Source organism: Dulcicalothrix desertica PCC 7102 (assembly GCF_003991905.1).
GTDB classification, from domain to species: Bacteria; Cyanobacteriota; Cyanobacteriia; order Cyanobacteriales; family Nostocaceae; genus Dulcicalothrix; species Dulcicalothrix desertica.
Map to the genome: position 1 here is coordinate 109541 of NZ_RSCL01000021.1, position 21488 is coordinate 131028.

Annotated in this window: 26 protein-coding genes; 15 read left to right on the forward strand and 11 right to left on the reverse strand. The window is 38.9% G+C overall.

The features are described from left to right. The first annotated feature begins 152 nt into the window (after positions 1-152). The 4 genes from DSM106972_RS35910 (at position 153) to DSM106972_RS35925 (ending at position 2230) form a co-directional block, all read left to right on the forward strand. On the forward strand, positions 153-767 hold the full coding sequence (locus DSM106972_RS35910) for a Uma2 family endonuclease (RefSeq protein ID WP_127085172.1): 615 nt from the start codon (positions 153-155) through the stop codon (positions 765-767). A 49-nt stretch (positions 768-816) separates the two neighbouring features. Beyond that, the gene (locus tag DSM106972_RS35915; RefSeq protein WP_127085258.1) at positions 817-1050 is read left to right on the forward strand and encodes a BrnT family toxin; all 234 of its coding nucleotides are present in this window, start codon (positions 817-819) and stop codon (positions 1048-1050) included. Continuing rightward, a complete protein-coding gene (locus DSM106972_RS35920) occupies positions 1028-1210 on the forward strand; it encodes a hypothetical protein (protein ID WP_127085173.1) in 183 nt (60 codons plus the stop codon). The genes DSM106972_RS35915 and DSM106972_RS35920 overlap by 23 nt, the downstream gene beginning before the upstream one ends. Positions 1211-1447: 237 nt before the next feature. Further along, positions 1448-2230, forward strand: a complete 783-nt coding sequence (locus DSM106972_RS35925; RefSeq protein ID WP_127085174.1) for an NHL repeat-containing protein — start codon at positions 1448-1450, stop codon at positions 2228-2230. A gap of 116 nt (positions 2231-2346) precedes the next feature. Here the strand turns inward: DSM106972_RS35925 and DSM106972_RS35930 are convergent, their stop codons facing one another. Next, positions 2347-2823 carry an NUDIX domain-containing protein gene (locus DSM106972_RS35930; protein ID WP_127085175.1) on the reverse strand — a complete coding sequence of 159 codons (477 nt, stop codon included), beginning with the start codon at positions 2821-2823 and terminating at the stop codon, positions 2347-2349. A gap of 138 nt (positions 2824-2961) precedes the next feature. Between DSM106972_RS35930 and DSM106972_RS35935 the strand changes: the two genes are divergently transcribed. The 3 genes from DSM106972_RS35935 to DSM106972_RS35945 all read left to right on the forward strand — a co-directional run bounded on the left by DSM106972_RS35935 (position 2962) and on the right by DSM106972_RS35945 (position 5772). Beyond that, entirely contained in the window at positions 2962-4287 is a 1326-nt protein-coding gene (locus DSM106972_RS35935) for a hypothetical protein (protein ID WP_127085176.1), read from the forward strand. Positions 4288-4384: 97 nt separating this feature from the next. Further along, a complete protein-coding gene (locus tag DSM106972_RS35940) occupies positions 4385-4993 on the forward strand; it encodes a hypothetical protein (RefSeq protein ID WP_127085177.1) in 609 nt (202 codons plus the stop codon). A gap of 170 nt (positions 4994-5163) precedes the next feature. Next, the gene (locus DSM106972_RS35945; protein WP_127085178.1) at positions 5164-5772 is read left to right on the forward strand and encodes a hypothetical protein; all 609 of its coding nucleotides are present in this window, start codon (positions 5164-5166) and stop codon (positions 5770-5772) included. A gap of 372 nt (positions 5773-6144) precedes the next feature. Here DSM106972_RS35945 and DSM106972_RS35950 read toward each other — a convergent pair whose 3' ends face one another. Both DSM106972_RS35950 and DSM106972_RS35955 read right to left on the reverse strand, forming a co-directional pair. Beyond that, positions 6145-7548, reverse strand: coding sequence for a DUF3370 domain-containing protein (locus tag DSM106972_RS35950; protein WP_127085179.1), 1404 nt, complete (start codon positions 7546-7548; stop codon positions 6145-6147). A gap of 32 nt (positions 7549-7580) precedes the next feature. Next, positions 7581-8144 carry a pyroglutamyl-peptidase I family protein gene (locus DSM106972_RS35955; RefSeq protein ID WP_127085180.1) on the reverse strand — a complete coding sequence of 188 codons (564 nt, stop codon included), beginning with the start codon at positions 8142-8144 and terminating at the stop codon, positions 7581-7583. Positions 8145-8208: 64 nt separating this feature from the next. On the opposite strand from DSM106972_RS35955, the gene hisH reads away from it, so the two are divergent. Together hisH and rsmD are read left to right on the forward strand one after the other, a co-directional pair. Continuing rightward, positions 8209-8844, forward strand: coding sequence for an imidazole glycerol phosphate synthase subunit HisH (gene hisH / locus DSM106972_RS35960; protein WP_127085181.1), 636 nt, complete (start codon positions 8209-8211; stop codon positions 8842-8844). A gap of 110 nt (positions 8845-8954) precedes the next feature. Then, positions 8955-9503, forward strand: a complete 549-nt coding sequence (gene rsmD, locus DSM106972_RS35965; protein WP_127085182.1) for a 16S rRNA (guanine(966)-N(2))-methyltransferase RsmD — start codon at positions 8955-8957, stop codon at positions 9501-9503. A 140-nt stretch (positions 9504-9643) separates the two neighbouring features. Here rsmD and petG read toward each other — a convergent pair whose 3' ends face one another. Then, positions 9644-9760: a cytochrome b6-f complex subunit V gene (gene petG / locus DSM106972_RS35970; RefSeq protein ID WP_073623859.1), complete on the reverse strand. Its 117-nt coding sequence runs from the start codon at positions 9758-9760 to the stop codon at positions 9644-9646. Positions 9761-9967: 207 nt separating this feature from the next. On the opposite strand from petG, the gene DSM106972_RS35975 reads away from it, so the two are divergent. Continuing rightward, on the forward strand, positions 9968-10342 hold the full coding sequence (locus tag DSM106972_RS35975) for a c-type cytochrome (protein ID WP_127085183.1): 375 nt from the start codon (positions 9968-9970) through the stop codon (positions 10340-10342). Between the two features lie 6 nt (positions 10343-10348). On the opposite strand, the gene DSM106972_RS35980 is transcribed toward DSM106972_RS35975, so the two are convergent. Together DSM106972_RS35980 and DSM106972_RS35985 are read right to left on the reverse strand one after the other, a co-directional pair. After that, complete coding sequence (locus DSM106972_RS35980) at positions 10349-10657, reverse strand: hypothetical protein (protein ID WP_127085184.1); 309 nt, start codon at positions 10655-10657, stop codon at positions 10349-10351. 82 nt (positions 10658-10739) lie between these two features. Continuing rightward, positions 10740-11282, reverse strand: coding sequence for a P-loop NTPase family protein (locus DSM106972_RS35985; RefSeq protein WP_127085185.1), 543 nt, complete (start codon positions 11280-11282; stop codon positions 10740-10742). Positions 11283-11343: 61 nt separating this feature from the next. Between DSM106972_RS35985 and DSM106972_RS35990 the strand changes: the two genes are divergently transcribed. Both DSM106972_RS35990 and DSM106972_RS35995 read left to right on the forward strand, forming a co-directional pair. Further along, positions 11344-11601, forward strand: a complete 258-nt coding sequence (locus tag DSM106972_RS35990; protein WP_127085186.1) for a hypothetical protein — start codon at positions 11344-11346, stop codon at positions 11599-11601. An 8-nt stretch (positions 11602-11609) separates the two neighbouring features. Beyond that, positions 11610-12056 carry an HNH endonuclease gene (locus DSM106972_RS35995; protein WP_127085187.1) on the forward strand — a complete coding sequence of 149 codons (447 nt, stop codon included), beginning with the start codon at positions 11610-11612 and terminating at the stop codon, positions 12054-12056. Here the strand turns inward: DSM106972_RS35995 and DSM106972_RS52765 are convergent. Both DSM106972_RS52765 and DSM106972_RS36000 read right to left on the reverse strand, forming a co-directional pair. Continuing rightward, entirely contained in the window at positions 12053-12205 is a 153-nt protein-coding gene (locus DSM106972_RS52765; RefSeq protein ID WP_186538829.1) for a hypothetical protein, read from the reverse strand. The two genes, DSM106972_RS35995 and DSM106972_RS52765, sit on opposite strands and share 4 nt — an antisense overlap. A 16-nt stretch (positions 12206-12221) precedes the next feature. Next, complete coding sequence (locus DSM106972_RS36000; protein ID WP_127085259.1) at positions 12222-13187, reverse strand: NAD-dependent epimerase/dehydratase family protein; 966 nt, start codon at positions 13185-13187, stop codon at positions 12222-12224. A 279-nt stretch (positions 13188-13466) separates the two neighbouring features. Between DSM106972_RS36000 and purD the strand changes: the two genes are divergently transcribed. Together purD and nblS are read left to right on the forward strand one after the other, a co-directional pair. After that, complete coding sequence (gene purD, locus DSM106972_RS36005; protein WP_127085188.1) at positions 13467-14753, forward strand: phosphoribosylamine--glycine ligase; 1287 nt, start codon at positions 13467-13469, stop codon at positions 14751-14753. Between the two features lie 147 nt (positions 14754-14900). Then, positions 14901-16802, forward strand: coding sequence for a two-component system sensor histidine kinase NblS (gene nblS, locus DSM106972_RS36010; RefSeq protein WP_127085189.1), 1902 nt, complete (start codon positions 14901-14903; stop codon positions 16800-16802). A gap of 229 nt (positions 16803-17031) precedes the next feature. On the opposite strand, the gene DSM106972_RS36015 is transcribed toward nblS, so the two are convergent. Then, positions 17032-17400, reverse strand: a complete 369-nt coding sequence (locus tag DSM106972_RS36015; RefSeq protein WP_127085190.1) for a zinc ribbon domain-containing protein — start codon at positions 17398-17400, stop codon at positions 17032-17034. Positions 17401-17673: 273 nt separating this feature from the next. Beyond that, entirely contained in the window at positions 17674-19167 is a 1494-nt protein-coding gene (locus tag DSM106972_RS36025; protein ID WP_127085191.1) for an IS200/IS605 family element transposase accessory protein TnpB, read from the reverse strand. Positions 19168-19555: 388 nt separating this feature from the next. Between DSM106972_RS36025 and DSM106972_RS36030 the strand changes: the two genes are divergently transcribed. Then, positions 19556-19822: a pepsin/retropepsin-like aspartic protease family protein gene (locus DSM106972_RS36030; protein ID WP_127085192.1), complete on the forward strand. Its 267-nt coding sequence runs from the start codon at positions 19556-19558 to the stop codon at positions 19820-19822. Positions 19823-19842: 20 nt separating this feature from the next. Here DSM106972_RS36030 and DSM106972_RS36035 read toward each other — a convergent pair whose 3' ends face one another. After that, the gene (locus DSM106972_RS36035) at positions 19843-21441 is read right to left on the reverse strand and encodes an ATP-binding response regulator (protein ID WP_127085193.1); all 1599 of its coding nucleotides are present in this window, start codon (positions 21439-21441) and stop codon (positions 19843-19845) included. Positions 21442-21488: the final 47 nt, after the last annotated feature.

Here is a 21488-nt window from a genome sequence, read left to right on the forward strand (position 1 = left end):
GTAAATAGTTCAACATAGAAACTTGAATTGGGTTATTGATAATACAAGCGAAATTATTACAGGCGCCTATTTATTAAAAATAGTTCTAAATTGCAATTGGCGCGTCGCATTTGCTATAATTTGTAAAATAAGTTTCTTCGTAGTACACGTTTATGACCGTGACAAACCCAGTCCTCGAAAAACCCACCACACCTAGTAGCACTTACGTTTTGCTATATGATGTTAGTTGGGAACAGTTAGAGCAACTTGATGTCACTCTTGCAGGAACAGGTGCCCGATTAACTTATTTGGATGGTGTTTTAGAAATTATGTCCCCACTTTCTGATGATCATGAAGATGCGAAAAGCACTCTTAGTTTATTGTTAGAAGCATACTTTCGAGAAAAAAGAATACGTTTTTACAAGCGGGGAAGTGCGACGCTTGGTAGAGAAGAAAAGAAGGGCCGTCGAGAGCCAGATGAATCATATAACATAGAAACAAAGAAACCCATTCCTGATCTAATTTTAGAAGTAACAGTTACAAGTGGTGGTATCAATAAGTTAGAAATATACAAGCGTTTAGGTGTACCAGAAGTTTGGTATTGGGAAGATGGACTAATTTCAGTTTATTCGCTACAAGCAGGGATGTATCAAAAAGTTACAAAAAGTGTTTTGCTACCAGATTTGGATTTAGAACTAATAGCTCGCCATTCACGTATGGCTGACCAATACGACGCTGTATCTGAGTACAGCCAGATTATTGCTATATTGACTAAAAGCCAGATTTAATATCTAATGTTTATAACAATTTATACCAATAATAAGCTTGCTATGAGTAATAGGGGTAAGTTTTGAAGATGCAAAAACTGTCTTTGATGACCCTGATGCTTATATTTTTAACGACGAATGGCACTCTGTTAATGAACAACGAGAAACTATTGTAGGACACGACCTATCAAATCGCCTTTTACTGGTTTGTTTTACAGAAAGACTGAGTGTTATTCGTATTATTAGCGCGCGTTTAACAACTAAAAAAGAGCGTAGGGACTATGAACAATACACAAACTCCTAATGAAGATAATGACGATTTGCTACCAGAATATAACTTTGAATACAAAAAAGCTCGTCCAAACCGTTTTGCAGAACAAACACATAAATCTGTTACCGTAACTCTTGATGCGGATGTTGCCAAGGTTTTTAAAACATCCGAAGATGTTAATAATGCTTTATGAGCATTGCTATCAGCAATTCCTCAAGCTAATGGTTAATATCACCCGTTATGTTAGAGACGCTCACATGTGAGCGTCTCTACACGGTTTTATTGCGGTTATGCTAATAAACGAATATAACTTTAACTAAGCTGTAATTATTTTTATCAGTTTTTCTATAGTATGCGCGAAAATTTTACTACTTACGGTAAAATAAACCCTGTTTCTTGGTTTTTCCTCAAATGGAATAAATAAAACTAAATGGTACAAGTATCTATCATTGCTCAAGGACTGCCAATTATTAACCTACAAGAGGTCGCTGTCTTGGACGGTGAGATAATTGTGCCGACTTTAGATGACCGTTTGCTGCGGGTAAGTTCTAACGGAGATGTAACAACGCTTGCGAATGTGTCTCTCTATGGTATACCGTTTGGGATAGTTGAGAAAAATGGGAATTTTTTAATTACTGTATCTGGAGAAGAATTAGGTGATAGATTATTACGAGTTACTAAAAGTGGGTTTTTCTTTACTGTTGCTGACTTAGAACCTGTATGTGGTAGTTTCGGTGGGCCATTTGGAGTTGCTGCGGGTAATGATTTTGTTGTTGTGGCAATTGCTACTGATATTTCTAATTCGCAAGGTTGTTTAATTCGTGTACAACATAGTCATGTTTCTATTTTTGCTGACACAGGTAGTTTTGGTGTTCCTTTCACGGTAATAGCAACTCACGATGGTTTTATTGCTGGTTGCGAAACTGGTCAGTTATTACGTGTTAGTTTGGATGGTAAAGTTACACCGTTTCTAAATTTAGCTAATGCAGGTTTTGGAATACCATTTAATTTAATTCAAGTTGGCGCCAAGTTAATTATTACTTCTAATACCGGAAATCTTTTAGAAGTTGACGAGTCTCGAAAAGTTTCTGTTATTGCTGACCTTGGCGCCCTTGGTTTTGGGATACCATCTGGAGTAGCTGTTTGGGATGATGGTTATGTTGTGACTACCAATGCAGGCAATTTGCTACGTGTTACAACTAAAATTTCTTAACTTGTGTACAATTTTAACTATGAATATTACACTTAAGCCAGAATTTGAGCGATGTCGCTCTACCCAACCTACAATCTACTATCCGTTACATCCGTTTATCATCCGTTGCCAACCTACTAATAAACGTCACCGATGTAAATTTGGTTGTTTTGGTTAATAAGTAAATCTTTTAATGTGCTAGGATATACACGATATTCATGTAGCTTGGCAATGGGCAACCACTCGACTTTTTCTTGCCCATCATCGGGTAGTGTTCCATTTGCTAAAATGTAATCATCGGGGATGCTACAGGCAAATATAAAATCGATGGAGTGAACAAGCTTGCACCATTCAACATCGATACAATCTTCTAAGTGATTTTTACCGATAAACTCGCGCACGAATACCAAGTTGTGAACTTTTACTACGGCGCCTATTTCCTCCAAACATTCACGCTGTAGCGCTTGTTCTAAACTCTCACCGTGCTTTTGCCCTCCACCGGGTAACAAATACCACATACCCTTGGTATCGCGTTTGGCGATTACCAGTAAATGATTATCACGGATGATGAGTGCTTTCGCAGCGTTTCTTATCGGTCGGGAATGGTCTGGCATTTTCTGTACCACTCGAAAGTAGATTAATTAAGATACACGTAATTCCATAATTTTCATAGTCAATCTAGCTATAGTTAGATGTATTTATCGATTATATAGAGTTTAATTGACTGCTGTTGTTTTTTGAGATATTGATTTGTGGATGCAATATTAGAGCGCACGCACCAACTCAAGCAAGATTTAATCGATTTTGTCATGGATGCTGAAGGTACACTAGCGCAAGCTTTGGAAAGCTATGCAGCAATTCAAGCGCGTCGCGGTTCTGGTGATACTGTTCAACGCGATATGATTATTGATGGCTTTATTACCGAGGGTAAAGTTGGCGATAAGGCGCCGCTCGATATATTTTTGCAAGATAATAAATTACCACAAGCCGATATTGACTTACTTCAAAACTGGCGCCGTAGTTTCATTGGTTTATTTACAGTATCTGAAGTACTACCCGATGGTTTTGAGTTGACGAACTGGCTAACAGAGAAGCGCTATATTGTAAAGCCAGATAATCAACGGATGTTACAAGATTTATCAAGATGTACAGTTGGAGAAATTTTACTTAGTCGCATATCCCCTGTTACAGACACATACTGGAGTTTTTCTGGTCCTTGTTCGGTAATGGGTAAATTAGGTAGACCCAAGTTAGCTGTAGCTATTGGTAAGTTTAAAGACAACCATCGTAATCATTTATATAGTGATGCACCCGACTTATTAGAAGAAGCTTGGCTATCTGTAGAAAAGTATCACCAACAGTTTGTTGACTTTTTTGGTAGTGATGAAGTCACAATGCCGGGATACCAACTTAGTAAAAAAATGACAGAGTTTCAAGAAATTCTCACACAGAACCAATTAGAACAAGCAGGTGTTGATACTTCCAAGTCACTTACAGAGATGGCAGAATCTGCGGGTGTAGATGAAGACGAAATTAAAGCTGCTGCAACAGAATTAGGCGCCGACTCCAGTGTAGTATCACAATTATTCGATGCTAAAAATACTACAGGTAAAATGGTGGCGCCAAAAGTGGAATTACCACCAGACCTGAAAAAAGCAGAACAACTAACAGCAATATCACATCCGCGTTGGGGACAAATGCTTCTACCAACTTACGCCAAAATGAAGTCTATATTAACAGCAGACGATTGGCAAAGCATCGAAGGCGCCGAGAAACTAGTACGCTTTTATCTTGAAGACAAAACTATCAACGCTTTTATTTGGCGCCGTTTAGCAAAAGAATACCCAACACAACTAAAAAAAATCCTACAAACAATATTAGGGCGCCCAGACTTCAACTTGCAAAGCGACCTCGACACACTCCTAGAAAGTAACCACAAACTCCTAGAACCCGAACTCCCAGAAATAGCCAGCGTACCCTTACATCTACATAACCTCTTCCAGGAAGCAGTCACAGAAGTCAGTAAATCCAAAACCAAAAGCAAAAAACCCGCAGCCAAAAAAGGCTTCTCAGCATAATTAGATTTGTGGAACAGGCATCCTGCCTGTAACCACCTATATTCATATTTACCTAAAATTAAAATAAATTTAACTTAAATAATTTGCGGAGGACGCAATGTCCTATAGTGATTTTAAAGACTTAGATAGCCTAAGAACCTTGGAAATTACAACGATTGAATCAGTCCAAAATTTAATAGCTTTTGAACCAATTGAACCTAGCTCATTTCTAATTGAAGCATTGAAAAGATTTGTACCTTTAACAACTGCTATCAATACACAAAAAGCGCGCTCAGAGTATATGATTGCTCCAATCCTGAGTGAAATTGCGTTTATTAATTCTCAAGTAAGTTTATTTTCGGGACGTAATTTTAATGTAGACGCAAGTCGAGGATTAACCGGATTTTGTGATTTTATTCTCACTCACAATCCAGATAAACTTGTGATTAAAGCACCAGTAGTAGTTATTGTAGAGGCAAAAAATGAAAATATTAACGATGGACTAGCACAGTGTATCGCCTCCATGTATGCAGCACAAATAGTCAACCAAAAAAATCTGGAAGTTCAGATAAAAACTGTTTATGGTACTTTTACAACTGGACAAGTATGGAGATTTCTTTCAATGGACACAACTCAGCAAATAAAAGTTGACCTTAATGAACGTTATTTAACTCCTATAAATGAACTTTTAGGAATTCTTTCCGCAATTACATCAATTTCTAACTAAGTATGTATAATACTCATAATGATGGGCGCCACCCCTGAATCGCTAAGTATAAAATCTATCTACCGCTAGATGCAATCTTATAAACAACTCAGATATAAATTATCCGAAACCGTCTGTGTATAAGTTGAAGCTTAATTTATTAAATAAATTCCAATTTACCAGGTGTATATATGGCTTTAAACCGAATAGTTTTTACTATAGACACTGTTATCAAGCAAGAACCAATCCAGTCAAACCAATTACCGAGTAACAGACTCCAAAATATTCCTGCTGGTACTACATTCGTAATACAATCTTACAGTTTGCCCCCTGGCAACAACGACCACTACAAAATAACCTTAGAAAACATTCAATTCAAAGGTTTTAGCAACTGGTTTGCATTCGCAGGGCATGTACAAATTATTCAAGAACCAATTGTAGTTGCCACCACTATAGAAGCTGTAGTTAACAGACAAACCGAGAAAAATGTCGCTAGAATTGCAGTAGACCGCAACACACTCGAAACTCAACAAGGTTTCCTCAAGCTAGTTTTCAACGTTGATACATTTATTAAACGTCAACCAATAGACTCAAACGTTTTAAACGACCAATCTAAACAGTTAATACCTGCTGGTACAGAGTTAGTACTATCCACTAGTTTACCCGATAGCACTAATACAGTTAGACTACCAATTCAAGACAGTCACGTTAGATTTAATCTTGATGATATAGAAATCAAAGGATTCTCACGAGATTGGTACGCATTTATTAAACACGTAGGTATTCAACGTGTAGGATAAAAACCAGAACATTGCCATTATGTAATATGTAGAGACGTTACATGTAACGTCTCTACAAGGTAAATCATTCAAAAATTGACAATACCCAATTTCTAAAGTTTTTAATATACAGCATTAAATTATACACATCTTATACAGGATGCTTTGCAGTAAAAACAGTGATTGTTCTTAACTTTGGCAGAGTTGTTAAGGATTAATCGAAGTAGAATCTATGAATATAAATATGATTTAAATCTAAAAAATGGTAATTATACTCATACTTTATTAACAAATGTATCAATACCTCTTGTGGAACGGGCATCCCTGCCCGTCATAATATTGGGATATCAGGGCGGGCAAGGATGCCCGTTCCACAAGATTAGTTTTACAAGATTATTGGTTTATGGGGTCTGGTTGGATGCTGGGAATTGGTGGTTTTGTACCATCAAGGGTTTGAATGGTTAGGACTTGCGGTGGTGTTGCATCGGGTGGGTAAAGAAAGTTTACTTCAATAAGGCGCCTTTGTCCTGGTCTTATTGGTAGTGCTACCAAAGACTCACCTGGTTGTCCGCGTTTTTGTACTAAATGTATATAGCTACTTTGGGCTTTTCCTAGGTCGTCACGGTATGTTACTCTCACTGTTCCTCTAAAAAATGTGGGACGTGCAGGTGTGGCAAAGAAGCGTAGTCCTTTTTTACTAAGTTGGTCTTCTTTTAGTGGTGTTTGAATTGAGAGACTGACCGTTTGGACGTTTTTAGTATTGTTATATAACGGTAATCTTAAGTTATATTGCACGCCGTAGTTACCATGAGCAACATATGCTGTATCTGGATAGCGAACTAGCATGGGTGCGCTTTGAATTTGATTTGTTCCTAGGGTGCCACCATGAAGTGTGCTTATGCCGTAGGAGATTGCTTGTCCTGGTTGAGGAATTGTTAAGAATCTTGTTTTAGGAGTATCTGTAAGTAGCGCACGCCAATATGAACCTCTTGCTACTCCTGCAACTCGTCCATATTTTCTAGGGCCTGGTTGTGAAAGAGGGGTAGGTGGTATATCTCTGGGTGTGGAGAGTTCGCCGTTATCTAATATATTACGCCATTCTTCAATTGTCGGCGCCCGTTCAGTTCCATCAGTATTTGTACGTGCGGGAGTTGCTAAAGAAGCTATATATAATGTGCCATTACTCCGCAACCTTGCATAAGTAGAACGTCCATTTAAAGGAGGTGTTAGTCCTTGCACTGGGATTGGTGCATTTTGCAACATTTGATACTCGCCTGGAGCAATGACAATTTGTTTAGGAAAATTATTTTGTCTTAGTCCTCGTAAAACATCGCTCATTACTCGACTACCTGGCCCCGCATAAACATTATTTTTTGTGTTTAAAGCGAAGGATGGTAACTCAATAAAAGGTGCATCCGGTTGACTTAGATAACTTGCGCCTTGAAGAACACTGACTGTTACAGGTTTTTTGCCGGGATTATATAAGATGATGCCAACATAAAGTGAGCGTAAGTTGTCAGGTGTTGGCGCCCCAAAAACGTGGTGGGCAAAAACATCAAACCTACCGTTGAAAGGAAAGTTTAAATGCGCTTCGGGATTTTTTTTGCCTGCACTTGGAAAAGTTGAGAGCAGAATTCCTTCATTGACTACTTTCTCTGGACTATTACTGTTAAATACAGGCACACTATCCAACCTACCAGGAAGCGGTCTTATTTCCTGGGGAATGACAATTTCTTCGGGGGGAGGTGGGGTAGGAGTTGTCTGAGCAATAGGAGAGATTAGTAAGATTGGCAACATATACTTACATATTTTTCTTTTTCAAGACGCTGTTATCTTTCCGAAAGTGCCAGTCTGTCTATAACTAATAAGAAGTCGTCCACAACAACCCGTATATTACTCTCTGTCAAAACTGGTACGTGTATAAATATGCAAGAGCTTTTGAAAGAACTTGAGTGCAGGTAATCTAAAACCGAATAATAAAGTCCTTCGCATACAAACTTACCGCAGTCGTGGCTAATCTCTGTCGCTTGGCATGGTGCCACCAATTCTTCTAAATTAACTGAGGTATGTAATGTACTTTCTTGATAATCGGACGGTAACATGCTCATACTACAATTAGTGAAAGCGGGTGTACTACGAGCATTTGATTCCACGCTTAAGCGGCTACGACTTTCTGCCATTCCACAGCAAATTATATAGTCAGGTTGGGTTTCGCGGATTTTGGCTATTACTTGGTCAACTGCTCCTTTAACATCTACAGGTAGTTTTTGTACTAGTGTTAAAGCATGGGATAGGGCGCCAAGTCTAGTTACTTCCTCTAATAAATCATCACTAGAATTCGATTTGTGATGTGGCAGCCAAATGTCAAAAGAAGTTAATAATAATCTTTTCATCGTAAAGAATATTAATTACAATATAAAAAGACTCCATAATAATAGTTTTATCGGGAGCAAGTCAATGGCAGTGATTGCAGTCGTAGATTACGACATGGGAAATTTACACTCGGTCTGCAAAGGACTGGAAAAAGCTGGTGCAACTCCTAAAATTACAGCGACTCCCAAAGTTATCGAACAAGCGGATGCAGTTGTTTTACCTGGTGTTGGCGCCTTCGACCCCGCCGTTCAACACATAAGAGCGCGCGGTTTAGAAGCACCCATAAGAGCAGCGATAGCTTCAGGTAAACCTTTCCTTGGCATCTGCCTAGGACTGCAAATTCTTTTTGAATCTTCAGAGGAAGGAACTCAACCAGGACTCGGAATTATTAAAGGAAAAGTTAGGAGGTTCCGACCGGAAGCTGACATTACAATTCCTCATATGGGTTGGAACCAACTCCAAATTGCTCAACCAAAAAGTGTAATGTGGGAACATTTACCCCCACAACCTTGGGTTTATTTTGTTCACTCATATTATGTAGACCCAACTGACCCAAGTATACGCGCGGCAACTATTACACATGGTTCACAAACTATTACCGCTGCTATTGCGCGCGACAACTTAATGGCAGTACAGTTCCATCCAGAAAAATCCTCTAATATTGGACTGCAAATCCTTTCTAACTTCGTATCACAAGTTTGGACACGAGTTGCCGCGTAAATTCGATTTTGGGTACTGGATTCTATATATTTAGATGAGTTGTTTATGTTTTTCCTTTTGTATTACACTAAACCCAATCTAATATCAAAAATCAAAAATCCAAAATAATAATGAGCCTGAGAATACACGGGAATCGACTGTTAAAAACTTTACCAGGGCTAGATACCCGTCCAACGAGTGCGCGGGTAAGAGAAGCATTATTTAATATTTGGCAGGGTGAAATATCAGAAAAAAGCTGGCTTGACATATGTACAGGTAGCGGTTCGATGGGAGCAGAAGCACTATGTCGAGGCGCCAGTTTTGTCGTAGGTATAGAACAATCAAGTCGTGCGTGTGCAGTAATTAGTCAAAATTGGCAGCAAGTAGCATCACAAGAGCAAACGTTTCAAATTTTGCGAGGTGACGTACTGCAAAAACTACCAAAATTAGCTCCACAGCAATTTGACCGCATCTACTTCGACCCACCTTATGCAGCTAACTTATATAGAGCAGTACTAGAAATAATTGCCAAACATCACCTTTTACATCCAGAAGGTGAAATAGCTATCGAACACAGTCCTACTGGATGGGAAGCGCTACAAATACCAACCTTAGAAATCTGTCGCGAAAAAGTCTACGGAAATAGCGCACTTACATTCTACAAAATGAGTGAAGAGTGAAGAGTGCTGAGTGCTGAGTGCTGAGTGCTAAGTGCTGAGTGCTGAGTTTTAATTCCTAATTCCTAATTCCTCACTCCTCACTCCTCACTCCTAACTCCTAATTCTACTCAGCACTCAGCACTTTCAACTCAGCACTTGATTTAGTTAATTCCTAACTGGTCACCACGCTTGTATTGAACATACGCCTTGTAGAACAGACCAGCGAGAGTAACGGGAATCAAGCCAAGGACAATACCACACAATAAAGGTTCAATCACTTTTAATCTCCTTGTAGAAATTATTAAACTTTTGTATCTGTCTTGTGATTCTACCAAATTTCGTAGCTTTCGGCTCTACATCTACCTTACGGCTAAAATTTGCCAAGAAAAATATCCGCTTGTGCTTGCAGACACTGCTAAGAACTTTTAAGCTATGTGTATGAAATGAAAAAAACTTTGTAAACCTCTCATTTAACAGTAAACCTTTTGGATAACCACATTACCACACCCTCGATTCTCGTACAGCGCGCGATGTTAATCATGCTGTCGGTTGTACTTGCTTTTATTTTGGGCATGTTTGCCGTGCGTGTGGTGCAAGCTTCCGACCCATACGTTAAAACAGTGCTATCTCTCAACGGCGACTCTGTTCAAGGACATGCTATCTTTCAAATTAACTGCGCTGGATGTCATGGTTTAGAAGCTGCCGGTAGAGTTGGGCCAAGCTTGCAAGGTGTTTCCAAACATAAATCTCGCTACGGACTAATTCACCAAGTTATCAGCGGTGACACTCCCCCCATGCCCAAATTTCAACCCAGCACCCAAGAAATGGCTGACCTATTAAGTTACTTAGAAACCTTATAAAAACCATCAGTAAACCAACTCAAAAGGTTTACCTGGTTTTTGAGGTTGCCAACCAGCAGAAATTGCCCTCTCTATCGCGCACTTCACATCAGCAGGATAAACAGGAACAATAACCTGTGTCCAAAAACTGCTCGGATGTCCTTGTGGCATTAGCACCACTAAATTGGCGCCAGGGTTTAGAGCATGTTCAACAGCCACCGTCAAATGTACCCCAGGATAATCACCTTGAGCATGAGTCGGTTTCTTACGAACACGCCAACGGTAACTCTCACCATCCACAACTATTAATCTAGAACCTTTCTTTGGAATCGCCATATCACTTTTGTAATATATTACTACAATTGTAACATAGGTAGAGACCGTATTAATTCGGTCTCTACAGTGTGCGGATGTTACATTAGACGGCGCCTATTAATATAGATAAATAGCTCTGAACAATTTTCACAGCTTCAGATAGCGTCACTTTAGAAGTATCAATAATAGGAATATTCGTCGCTCGTGCTTGTGTACGCAAAAACCTTGCCCAGGTTCGCATACTGAAATTAGCTAGTTCTGGTTGTTTTCGTTCATTACAAAGACGTAAGTGCATCTCTTTCCAAGCGCAGTCAATCAAAATAATAGAATATTGCTTTACACCAAAACTATTACAAGCATCTTCAATAAAGTTAAAACGAGCTTGCCCTTCAAAAATTACTGTAGATGTATTTGGGTAATTATCAGTAATATATTTAACATGTTTATGAGTTAACAATTCTTGATATCGTTTTAACGAACCAGCTTGTTCCAACATCTCATCAATAGATGCAACTCCGTGAGCATCTGAAAAGAAAAATGCATAGTCAGTATTCGTATTATTCGCTTGTATTGTTTTTACTATCGTCGTTTTTCCGACACCAGAGGCGCCTGTCAAAAAGAGTATAGCTGGACTTGGTTGCGACATATAATATAAGATAAGCTGGCAAGACCAGAGAGGGCAACATTACAACTAAAAATCTAAACCTATGACTGTATCAATAGACAAGACACCTAAAGTTTATGACGATATTATAGAGTTCATAGCTTCTGGCACTACTCCTGAAAGAGTTCTGAATTTTAAACTATCTGAAGCCGCGCAGGAGCGCTTGGAAGATTTGGCTTACGCACATGAAATGGGTAAGCTTACAGAAGAAGAGAGAGAAGAGTTAGATGATTTTCTCGTATTAGAGCATATAATGACGTTAGCGAAAGCACGCGCTCATAAGTACATTTCTAATAAGTAGTTATCATTGTGACTCGTCCATACATTAATCAAGAACTTAGGCGTTTAGTCATTGGTCGCGCTAATTGTCTATGCGAATACTGTTTAATACCAGATTCTTATAAATCCTTAAGTCACCAAGTTGACCATATAGTCAGTGTAAAACATGGTGGTTCTTCTCTTTCAGATAATCTCTGTTATTCGTGTATTTTTTGTAACCTCCAAAAAGGTTCTGATTTAGGCTCAATTAATTGGCAAACCGGAGAACTAGTTAGATTTTTTAACCCACGTCGAGATAATTGGAGCGATCATTTTCGTTTAGATGGAGCAATTATTCAACCATTAACGAATATCGGGGAAGTAACTGCTCGTATATTTAAGTTTAATAATAATAAGCGAATTTCTGAAAGGCAGACATTGATAGAAATTGGGGTATATCTACCTTCAGCCCAGGAAAATACAAATAAAGAAGATTAAGAATTTGTTGCTTTAACTTTAATAGTAAGATTCCCGATTTCTTTGAGAAGTCGGGAATTTTTGTAACAGCATCTATCTTTTTTAACTCCTGTACGGGCAGGTTCAATTAAATTTTCCTCTTGCACGCAGGATACAGATAAACCTGCCACTCCCAACTCCTAACTCCTAACTACTAACTCCTAACTGATATAATTCCTTCACCCATTGCCATTCTTGGGTTAAGCCTTCGCGTAATGATATTTGTGGTTGCCATCCTAGAAGTTGCTTGGCTTTGGTAATATCGGCGCCTGTATGTCGTGCATCACCCATTGCTCTTTCTATATGTTGCCTTTTAATAGGTTGCTCTACTATTTCTTCCATCATATTAAGTACATCAGATAGCACTGCACGACTACCACCACCAATATTAATGATATGTCCTATAGCTCCCGGCGCCTCTGCTGCTGCTAGGTTAGCTGCTACTGCATCACTAATATACGTAAAGTCGCGCGTTTGTTCACCGTCCCCATACACAGGTATTGCTTCGTTTTCAATAACAGCTTTAAAGAATTTATGAAATGCCATGTCTGGACGCTGACGTGGCCCGTAAACTGTAAAGTAACGCAGAGCTACAAATGGTACGCCAAAGTTTTTATAATACAGTCCGCATAATCTCTCTGCTGCTAGTTTAGTAATGCCATATGGTGATACTGGCGCCGGACAAATACCTTCGTGTGTGGGCAATGTTTCCGCATCTCCGTAAATGCTCGATGTTGATGCAAATACCAAGCGTTTGAGGTGCTTTGCGTCTTTGGCTGCTTCTAATAAGATTTGTGTAGCACTAATATTACGTTCTGTATACGAACGAAACCCTTTACCCCACGATGCGCGTACACCTGCTTGTGCTGCTTGGTGATAAACCACATCAACATCTGATAAAAGCCTTTGCCAGTCTACAAACTGAACATCTTCTTCGATTAACTCAAAATTTGGGTTGTTGTGTAAATGGACGATATTTTTACGTTTGAGCGCTGGGTCATAGTAACTGTTGAACTCGTCTATACCAATTACTTGTTGCCCTTGTTTTAATAAAGCTTCGACCAAGTGCGAGCCTATAAAACCTGCGGCGCCTGTTACTATACTTTTATTCATGTTCATTGTTTTAATATCATTAACTACAATATTTAAAGACCAATATTTAAAGCGTAATCTTTATACCAATATAACCGCTACTAAGAAAGCGATGTTTTTTGTCTTCTCCTAGGTTGTTTGATTTTGTTTCAAAAGTCCTCAGTATAAACTTTGAATTTTAGGATTATTTAAGAATTTTTGCGATTAGGTGACAGCCTAGAGAAACTACATATCAATTGGTGTAATATTAAAAATTGTCACAAAGTCTGGTTAATGGTGGCGCCATATTGAGGGAAAAGGGTGAAAGTTTTAGTTGTTGGTAATGGTGGGCGCGAACATGCCCTGGCTTGGAAACTTCTACAATCGAAGCAAATTGAGCGTGTTTTCTGTGCCCCAGGAAATGGTGGAACTGCCAGTATGGAACGCTGTGAAAACGTTCCTGTAAAGGTTGATGATTTTGAAGGGATTAACCAAATAGCCCACTCTGAAGGTGTTTCATTAGTAGTCGTTGGTCCCGAAGTCCCTTTAGCTAAGGGTATTACAGACTTTTTACAAGCCAAAGGTTTAAAAGTATTTGGCCCAAGTCGTGCTGGCGCCCAAATTGAGGCAAGTAAAGCATGGGCAAAAGCATTGATGCAAGAAGCACATGTACCTACTGCGGCTTCTGCGGTATTTACTGATGTGAAAGCAGCGAAATCCTATGTCAAATCTAAAGGGGCGCCTATCGTTGTTAAAGCTGATGGGTTAGCAGCAGGCAAGGGTGTGATAGTCGCTCAAACTGTTGAATCCGCCTTTGCGGGACTTGATGCAATTTTTGGCGGGCAGTTTGGAAGCGCAGGTAATTTTGCTGTTATTGAAGAATTTTTAACTGGACAAGAAGTTTCTGTTTTAGCACTAACTGATGGTGAGACTATTTGCCCTTTATTACCTGCACAAGACCATAAACGTATTGGTGAAGGTGATACTGGCGAAAATACGGGTGGTATGGGCGCCTATGCTCCCGCTCCTATTGCCACCGATGCGTTAATGGCTAGAGTCCAAACTGAAGTACTAGAACGTACAATTGCAGCTTTAAAAGCCAAGGGTATTGACTATCGAGGTGTTTTATATGCTGGCTTAATGGTTTCAGAAGATGGAACTTTTAAGGTCTTAGAATTTAATTGTCGTTTTGGCGACCCCGAAACACAAGTCATTTTACCTTTACTTGAAACACCCTTAGAAGAACTTCTTTTAGCCTGCGTAGAAAGGCGCCTAGCACAAATGCTTCCCATCGCATGGAACACTGGTGCATGTGCCACTGTTGTCGCTGCTAGTGGCGGTTATCCTGGTGATTACACCAAAGGTAAAATTATCACAGGATTTAATGATGCTGTTTCGACTGGCGCCACTGTATTTCACGCCGGAACAACGTTACAATCATCAACACAAGCTTCAGAAGTATGTACTGATGGTGGTAGAGTGTTAAATGTCACAGGTGTGGGAGAAGACTTTAAACAAGCACTCAACCAAGCGTATGCAGGAATTGCCAAAATTAACTTTGACGGCATGTACTATCGAAGAGACATTGGGCATAAAGTTTTAAGTTAGGAGTTAGGAATGAGGAATGAAGAATTAACTCCTAACTCCTAACTCCTAACTCCTAACTCCGCTTCGTTCGCAATTTATGTAAATAACTGTTAATTTTTTAGTTGTTGCAGTTTGTTTATAAAAAACTACTAACAACTTAAATTTAAAATGCTCGCTGTTTTTACTTATATCCGAGAAGCGATTGCCTCCTGGTGGTCGCAGTTTACACTCCAAACTAAGCTCTTGGCTGCCGCCACCCTGGTGGTATCTTTAGTTATGAGCGGTTTGACGTTTTGGGCAGTCAATACTATTCAACAAGACGCGCGCTTGAATGATACTCGTTTTGGTCGCGACTTAGGATTATTGCTTGCTGCTAACGTGGTGCCTTTAATTGCCGATAATAATTTAACTGAGGTTGCCCAACTATCTCAAAGGTTTTATAGCAGTACATCTAGCATTCGATACATACTTTATGCAGATGATACTGGAAAAATCTTTTTTGGCATTCCCTTTTGGGAACCAGAAGTTGAGAACTCACTCACAATTCAACGACGAATACAACTACCTGACGACTACGCAACCGATGCTGAGAAACCAATGGTACGTCAGCATCAATCACCTGATGGGGAAGTTACTGATGTCTTTGTACCATTAACAATCAATGGTAAGTACCTTGGTGTCATGGCAGTTGGTATAAACCCCAACCAAACAGCAGTTATTTCCACTAACTTTACTCGTGATGTCACTATTGCTGTATTTATTACGATTTGGGTAATGGTAATTTTAGCTGGTGTTGTTAATGCTTTAACTATTACCAAACCCATTAAAGAACTTTTAGCAGGTGTCAAGCAAATTGCTGCTGGTAATTTCCAACAGCGAATAGATTTGCCTCTCGGTGGAGAACTTGGAGAATTAATCTTCAGTTTTAACGATATGGCAGAACGCTTGGAACGTTACGAAGAACAAAACATCGAAGAACTCACTGCTGAAAAAGCCAAACTTGAAACGCTCGTCTCTACTATTGCTGACGGCGCCGTGTTGATTGACAATAATATGCAGGTAATTCTTGCCAACCCAAATGCACGTCGTATTTTTGGTTGGGACGATATTGAGCTTGAAGGTAGTAACGTATTGCATCAGCTACCAACTGGAGTACAAATGGAAATTACACGTCCTTTGTACGAAATGGCAGCAGGAGAACGCGAAAGTGCTGAGTTTCGTATTCCGCTCGGTCAACCCACAAAACGTACCATCCGTATTTTATTGACAACAGTTCTTAATCTTCAACGCGAAAGTATCAAAGGTATTGCCATAACCGTTCAAGATATTACACGCGAAGTTGAGCTAAACGAAGCCAAAAGTCAATTTATTAGTAACGTCTCCCACGAATTACGAACACCATTATTTAATATCAAAACATACATTGAAACACTGCATGACTACGGTGAAGATTTAGAAGTAGAACAGCGAAAAGAGTTCTTATCAACAGTAAATCACGAAACAGACCGTCTAACTCGATTAGTTAATGATGTATTAGATTTATCAAAATTAGAATCGGGACGCATTTACAATTTAGATGGAGTCGATTTAAGTCAAGCAATCGAACAAACGCTGCGTACTTATCAACTAAACGCTAAAGACAAAGGAATCGAAATATTTCAAGAAGTTGAACCGAACATACCTTTAGTCGTCGGTAACTACGATTTATTACTGCAAGTCTTTGGTAACTTAATTGGTAACGCACTCAAATTTTCCACTCCCGGTGGTCAAATTGCCTTCCGTGCGTACCAACTCGATGCAAAAAAAGTACGAATAGAAATATCCGACACCGGAATTGGAATTGCACCAGAAGACCAAGAAGCGATATTCGACCGTTTCTTTCGCGTCGAAAACCGAGTACACACCCTTGAAGGTACAGGTTTAGGACTATCAATAGTCCGTAACATCATCGACAAACACCACAGTCGAGTCAACCTAGTCAGCGAAGTTGGTACAGGTACCACCTTTTGGTTCGACTTATCAATTGTAGAACAGGCGCCGCATGTTGAGCAGTTAGGAGTTAGGAGTTAGGAGTTAGGAGTTAGGAGTTAGGAGTTAGGAATGTATTAAATGTCATGCTGAGGAACGAAGCATCTCAAAAATTTTGATGCTTGTTTAATGTCATGAGTCATGAACGTTAACGCAGTTTTCCCGCAGGGTAGCATCTCAAAAATTTTGATGCTTGTTTAAAAGTAAAGTTACAACCCGTTTTTAATGTAGAGACGTGACACGTCACGTCTATATGTCTTATCGTCTATTATCAAGTAAAAGCAGCTATCATCAAACAAACAACAAACAAAGCCACAAACAGCAACAGCGTTTGATTTCGTCGTACCCAACTCTGTAAACTCTCATTAGAACTGGGTTTACGATACTGCTGTTGCTTCTGCGCTTGATACTCCTCAAAATTTTGATACAAAGTACACTCTTTCGCTGTAGGACGCTGCGGATAATTACAGCTATCATCCACATGGTAAGTACAAGAGTCACACAAATACTCACCCTTTCCCGCACGGTGCAACGGAATACCAGGATGTCCAAATGCTTTTAACTCAGTTCGACAAAAAGGGCAAGTCACAGCTTGTGAGTCAACTTGCTGTTCACAACGGGGACAAAATATACTAGCCACCTGAATAAATATAATTAATATAAGGTTTACTCGATTGTACTCACTCTCAGGTGGAAATAAGATGTTAGATTTTAATAGAATACAGCACAAGGTAAATAAGGACGCAGCAGAAATAAGAGTTAAGGTTAAGCTTACTAACTCTATTGATGAAGGTTTAATTAGTGGTAAGAGAAATTCGGTATAAACCGGACATCTCGCTTAATTGTCCTTCCTGATACACCCGACACCAGAGATGACCGAACTCGCGGCTACTCTATAAAGGTGGGTATTTCGCTACTTCGTAATAGCAGTACAGGCAAACCAACTGGGAATCACCACTGTCCCCTTATCCACAGGCGTCATCTGCCACGCCACACAACCCGTAGATAAACCTGGATGTTTTAATGTCACAGGCTTTTGAAACTTGCGAACTAAATATTTTAGTCCAATATTTCTTGCTGCATTTTCACCAGAATCATAAATTTTATTTTCTGGTGTCAATACTAATTTTCCAAGTCCGTTTTTTGTCCATAAATAAAGATTCAGTGCCCCAACTTGTGACCCTCTTAAACATTTTCCACCGTTATACGCGTCCGTGATACTCGTATAAGCAGGGTTAACTTTCACTGTATAAATTGAAAAGCGGTTTAAAGCTTTTTTAGTGGTTCGTTTTTGAATCTTTTTCGCTACCCAATTTGAACGTTTTATATTACTTCTCTTGGAATATTTACCTTTCTGGGGTTTGAGAGTTTTCAGATTTTCAAAAACAATTACACTAACATTATACTGTTGAGCAAATTCTACAATTGAATTAGATATAGTTTCAATTATTTCTTTTTCTAATTGTTTTATTCGCTTCCACAAGTTGGCACACATGTTTTTTGGAGGTAAAAAACCTAACTCCGTATGAGTGTTCGTTAAAGCTTTGGCTTTGGCAATTTTACCTAGGTAGCGCTTCCTAAGATGAGATAAGCGATTGTTTCCCTTTAAACGTAGATTGGCTAACTCTACAACAACGCCCGTATCTTCGTACCCTTCCAGCACTTTGCCTACAACAATTGGGTCGTCTAGGTTTAGGTCAATGCTAAGAATTCGGATTTTACCCAAAGCCTTAATTTGGTCGTCTAACTTTCCTTTTGATGGTGTGTTTTTTTGAATTGTCCAAATCAATACTGCTTGCTGGTCGCACATCATTACTGACATGCTTCCTTTAGTATATCCCTGCGGTAATTCTCTACAAAAATAATCTACTTTTAACCATACCCAAGCATTACCTGTCCATAGTTTGATTACAACTGTTTCTAGAGTGTCATCCTTAAACATCCCAGAGTATAACTGAGCCGGAAAATTTGTTGAAGTTGGAAGTATTGGTGGTTTACCTGCTTTTTTCTTTAAACGGCTCTGTGTTTTTAAACTCTTCGAGTTTAATGCTTTTTTTATTTTTAAGTCCCAACGAATTTTATTAGTATTCCAAGATTTTACTATTCCGGCTGCTTTTTTAATTGCAGCACGTCTGAAATCGCATGGAACATCTTTAAATAATAAAGGGAATTTAACTTCTGTTCTATATGCGGTTTTAATTGTTAGTGACTCATATACTACATATAAATCTTTGCTACTTGTAGATATTAAAAGAGATACCTCATTTGCCATTACAGTCACATAAAACATGACTACATCATTAAATAATGCTTGTGTAGTATTAATATATTCAGGATGTTTGATATTAAGAGCAGCAAGTATTGATTCGTTGACTTGGAAATGTCCTTTCTCTTTCTTTAGAGCCACGTAGATATCACCCCCTTCAGTACGGATGTATATTTTAAATCAAATACTTTCAGGAGACGCATTGCAAGTCTAAATATGACAGTTTAACGTTTTTAGCCGATTGTCACATGAGTCTTACTAATACATTAGTTCGTCAAAGCCGAATTTATTCAATGCACGCCAATAAATTTATATTGAGACACTACTTGAAGTTGATTTTCGCTCTTTACGTATGAGTATTCGATCGCGCGTTGAAGCACTTGACTGTCCAGCTTTTGCCGTATTTGTCTAATAAATTCCAATAAAACTTGATTAGATATCACGTCGAGGATACCTTAATCCAACTGACTTACATGTATACGAAACGACAGCACTAGTCGATACTAGCTCGGTACGCTCTGTAATTCCAATGCACGTAGCACAAAAATTGGGTTTAGAAATTCGTAGTGAGCGATTACCAAAGCACGCAGATGGTAAACAACTAACTCTTGAAATAGCTGAACCAGTACTTATTGAAATTCAAGGAAGAGAAACTTCGGGAGAACCATTAGTTGGAGGAGACGAAATATTAATTGGTCGAATTGCCTTAAAAACTTTAGGTTTTGTTGTTGATGTTGAAAATCATCGTTTGATTCCAAATCCTAAATATCCTGATGGTCCTGTTTTTCGCATATGATGGCAGACAGGCGCCCACCCCTATACTACAACGCGCACTAATTCAACAACTGCACGCACTAATTCATCAAAAGCAACAGGCTTTACAATGTGATATTTATAACCAATATTCCGAATTTTCTCATTATCTATGTCCGTACCATAAGCTGTAAGCGCAATCGCTGGAATTGATATATTTTGATACTGTGGCAATGCGCGAATTTGACGCATTAGTTCATAACCATCCATTGTTGGCATTCCAATATCGCTTATTATTACATCTGGCTGATTCAATCTAATTGCTTCAAGTGCATCAGTACCAGAGTTAAAAGCTGTTACCCTGGCGCCATATTGTTCTAATACAAATGTTATCAGTTCTAAATTATCAACTTCATCATCAACTACTAACACGTTTACTTCAGCTAACGACGTAAAATCTTCTTCTAACTCTTGTTTTACTTGTGGCGCCATAACTGCTACAACAGGAAAACAACAAGTGAAAGTTGCCCCAAGTCCTTCACCTAAACTTTCTGCCATAATTGTGCCACCGTGCAACTCAACTAAATGACGCGAAATTGCTAAACCTAACCCCAACCCACCAAATTTTCTAGTAGTACTGCTATCAGCTTGACGAAAAGACTCAAATATGTATGGTAAAAACTCCCGTGTAATACCTTTTCCAGTATCACTAATCTTTAATTGAACCTGCGTATCAATTTGTTCAAGGCTGATTGTAACTTCTCCACCTGTAGGTGTAAACTTAACGGCGTTAGTAAGTAAATTAATCACGATTTGCTGTAAACGGTTGGCATCACCCAATATTTTACCGATGTCATAATTAATTTCGATATTTAGCTGAATCGATTTTGCTTCTGCTGCTAACCTAACTGTTTCTAATGCTGCTTGAATAATATAAGCCAAGTCTACAGTTTCTAATTCTAATTCCAGCTTACCTCGTAGTATTCGTGATACATCAAGTAAATCATCAATTAGTTGCACCTGTAATTTGGCATTGCGTTCAATTGTTTCAATTGCTAAACTTTTACTCTTTTCATCTAAAGTCCGAGTTTTTAGCAATTTTGACCATCCCAATATTGGATTTAGCGGTGTACGCAACTCGTGCGATAAAATAGCTAAAAACTCATCTTTGACTCGATTTGCCGCTTCTGCTGATTCTTGCGCTAATTTTCGTTCTACTGCTTCCGCTAACGCACGGTCACGCATTGTTCTATATTTTTGCACACGATATGTTAAATCTGTTACGTCTTGTATTGACATCAACGCATAATAACTATCTTCTTCTATACCAGGTAGCGACGTTACAGTTGTATGTTGAATGCGGTTTTTTCCTTGGCTACTCGGCGCCGGAATTATATAATTATGTAGTTGTGAAGAAAAAATTGCTGGTGGTCCACCTTTAAATATATCTTCAAACCGACTTGCATACTGTAGTTGACTTAAATGCGGAAATCTCTGAGTTAGCGAAGTACCTAAAATCGACTTACGCGGAATTTTTGTCCATTCTTCTAAACAGTTATTCCAATAAATTACTGTGTAGTCAGATTTTAAAATACACAAACCCAACGGAATAAGGTCAAAATGACTAAATTTCTCCTGCCATTGAGCGATTATTTCTAGCATTATTCAGATATACGCCCTAATTTATATAATAACTTTACTATATTTAT

Coding starts and splice junctions, on each gene's coding strand:
- DSM106972_RS35955 (WP_127085180.1), bottom strand. CDS start 8,144: ATGAAAAGATTATTATTAACTTCTTTTGACATTTGGCTGCCACATCAC.
- DSM106972_RS35985 (WP_127085185.1), bottom strand. CDS start 11,282: ATGTCGCAACCAAGTCCAGCTATACTCTTTTTGACAGGCGCCTCTGGT.
- DSM106972_RS35930 (WP_127085175.1), bottom strand. CDS start 2,823: ATGCCAGACCATTCCCGACCGATAAGAAACGCTGCGAAAGCACTCATC.
- nblS (WP_127085189.1), top strand. CDS start 14,901: ATGCTCGCTGTTTTTACTTATATCCGAGAAGCGATTGCCTCCTGGTGG.
- DSM106972_RS35980 (WP_127085184.1), bottom strand. CDS start 10,657: ATGGCGATTCCAAAGAAAGGTTCTAGATTAATAGTTGTGGATGGTGAG.
- DSM106972_RS36030 (WP_127085192.1), top strand. CDS start 19,556: ATGCACGTAGCACAAAAATTGGGTTTAGAAATTCGTAGTGAGCGATTA.
- DSM106972_RS35945 (WP_127085178.1), top strand. CDS start 5,164: ATGGCTTTAAACCGAATAGTTTTTACTATAGACACTGTTATCAAGCAA.
- DSM106972_RS35925 (WP_127085174.1), top strand. CDS start 1,448: ATGGTACAAGTATCTATCATTGCTCAAGGACTGCCAATTATTAACCTA.
- DSM106972_RS35940 (WP_127085177.1), top strand. CDS start 4,385: ATGTCCTATAGTGATTTTAAAGACTTAGATAGCCTAAGAACCTTGGAA.
- DSM106972_RS35990 (WP_127085186.1), top strand. CDS start 11,344: ATGACTGTATCAATAGACAAGACACCTAAAGTTTATGACGATATTATA.
- DSM106972_RS35920 (WP_127085173.1), top strand. CDS start 1,028: ATGAACAATACACAAACTCCTAATGAAGATAATGACGATTTGCTACCA.
- DSM106972_RS36000 (WP_127085259.1), bottom strand. CDS start 13,187: ATGAATAAAAGTATAGTAACAGGCGCCGCAGGTTTTATAGGCTCGCAC.
- DSM106972_RS36035 (WP_127085193.1), bottom strand. CDS start 21,441: ATGCTAGAAATAATCGCTCAATGGCAGGAGAAATTTAGTCATTTTGAC.
- DSM106972_RS35950 (WP_127085179.1), bottom strand. CDS start 7,548: ATGTTGCCAATCTTACTAATCTCTCCTATTGCTCAGACAACTCCTACC.
- rsmD (WP_127085182.1), top strand. CDS start 8,955: ATGAGCCTGAGAATACACGGGAATCGACTGTTAAAAACTTTACCAGGG.
- hisH (WP_127085181.1), top strand. CDS start 8,209: ATGGCAGTGATTGCAGTCGTAGATTACGACATGGGAAATTTACACTCG.
- DSM106972_RS35910 (WP_127085172.1), top strand. CDS start 153: ATGACCGTGACAAACCCAGTCCTCGAAAAACCCACCACACCTAGTAGC.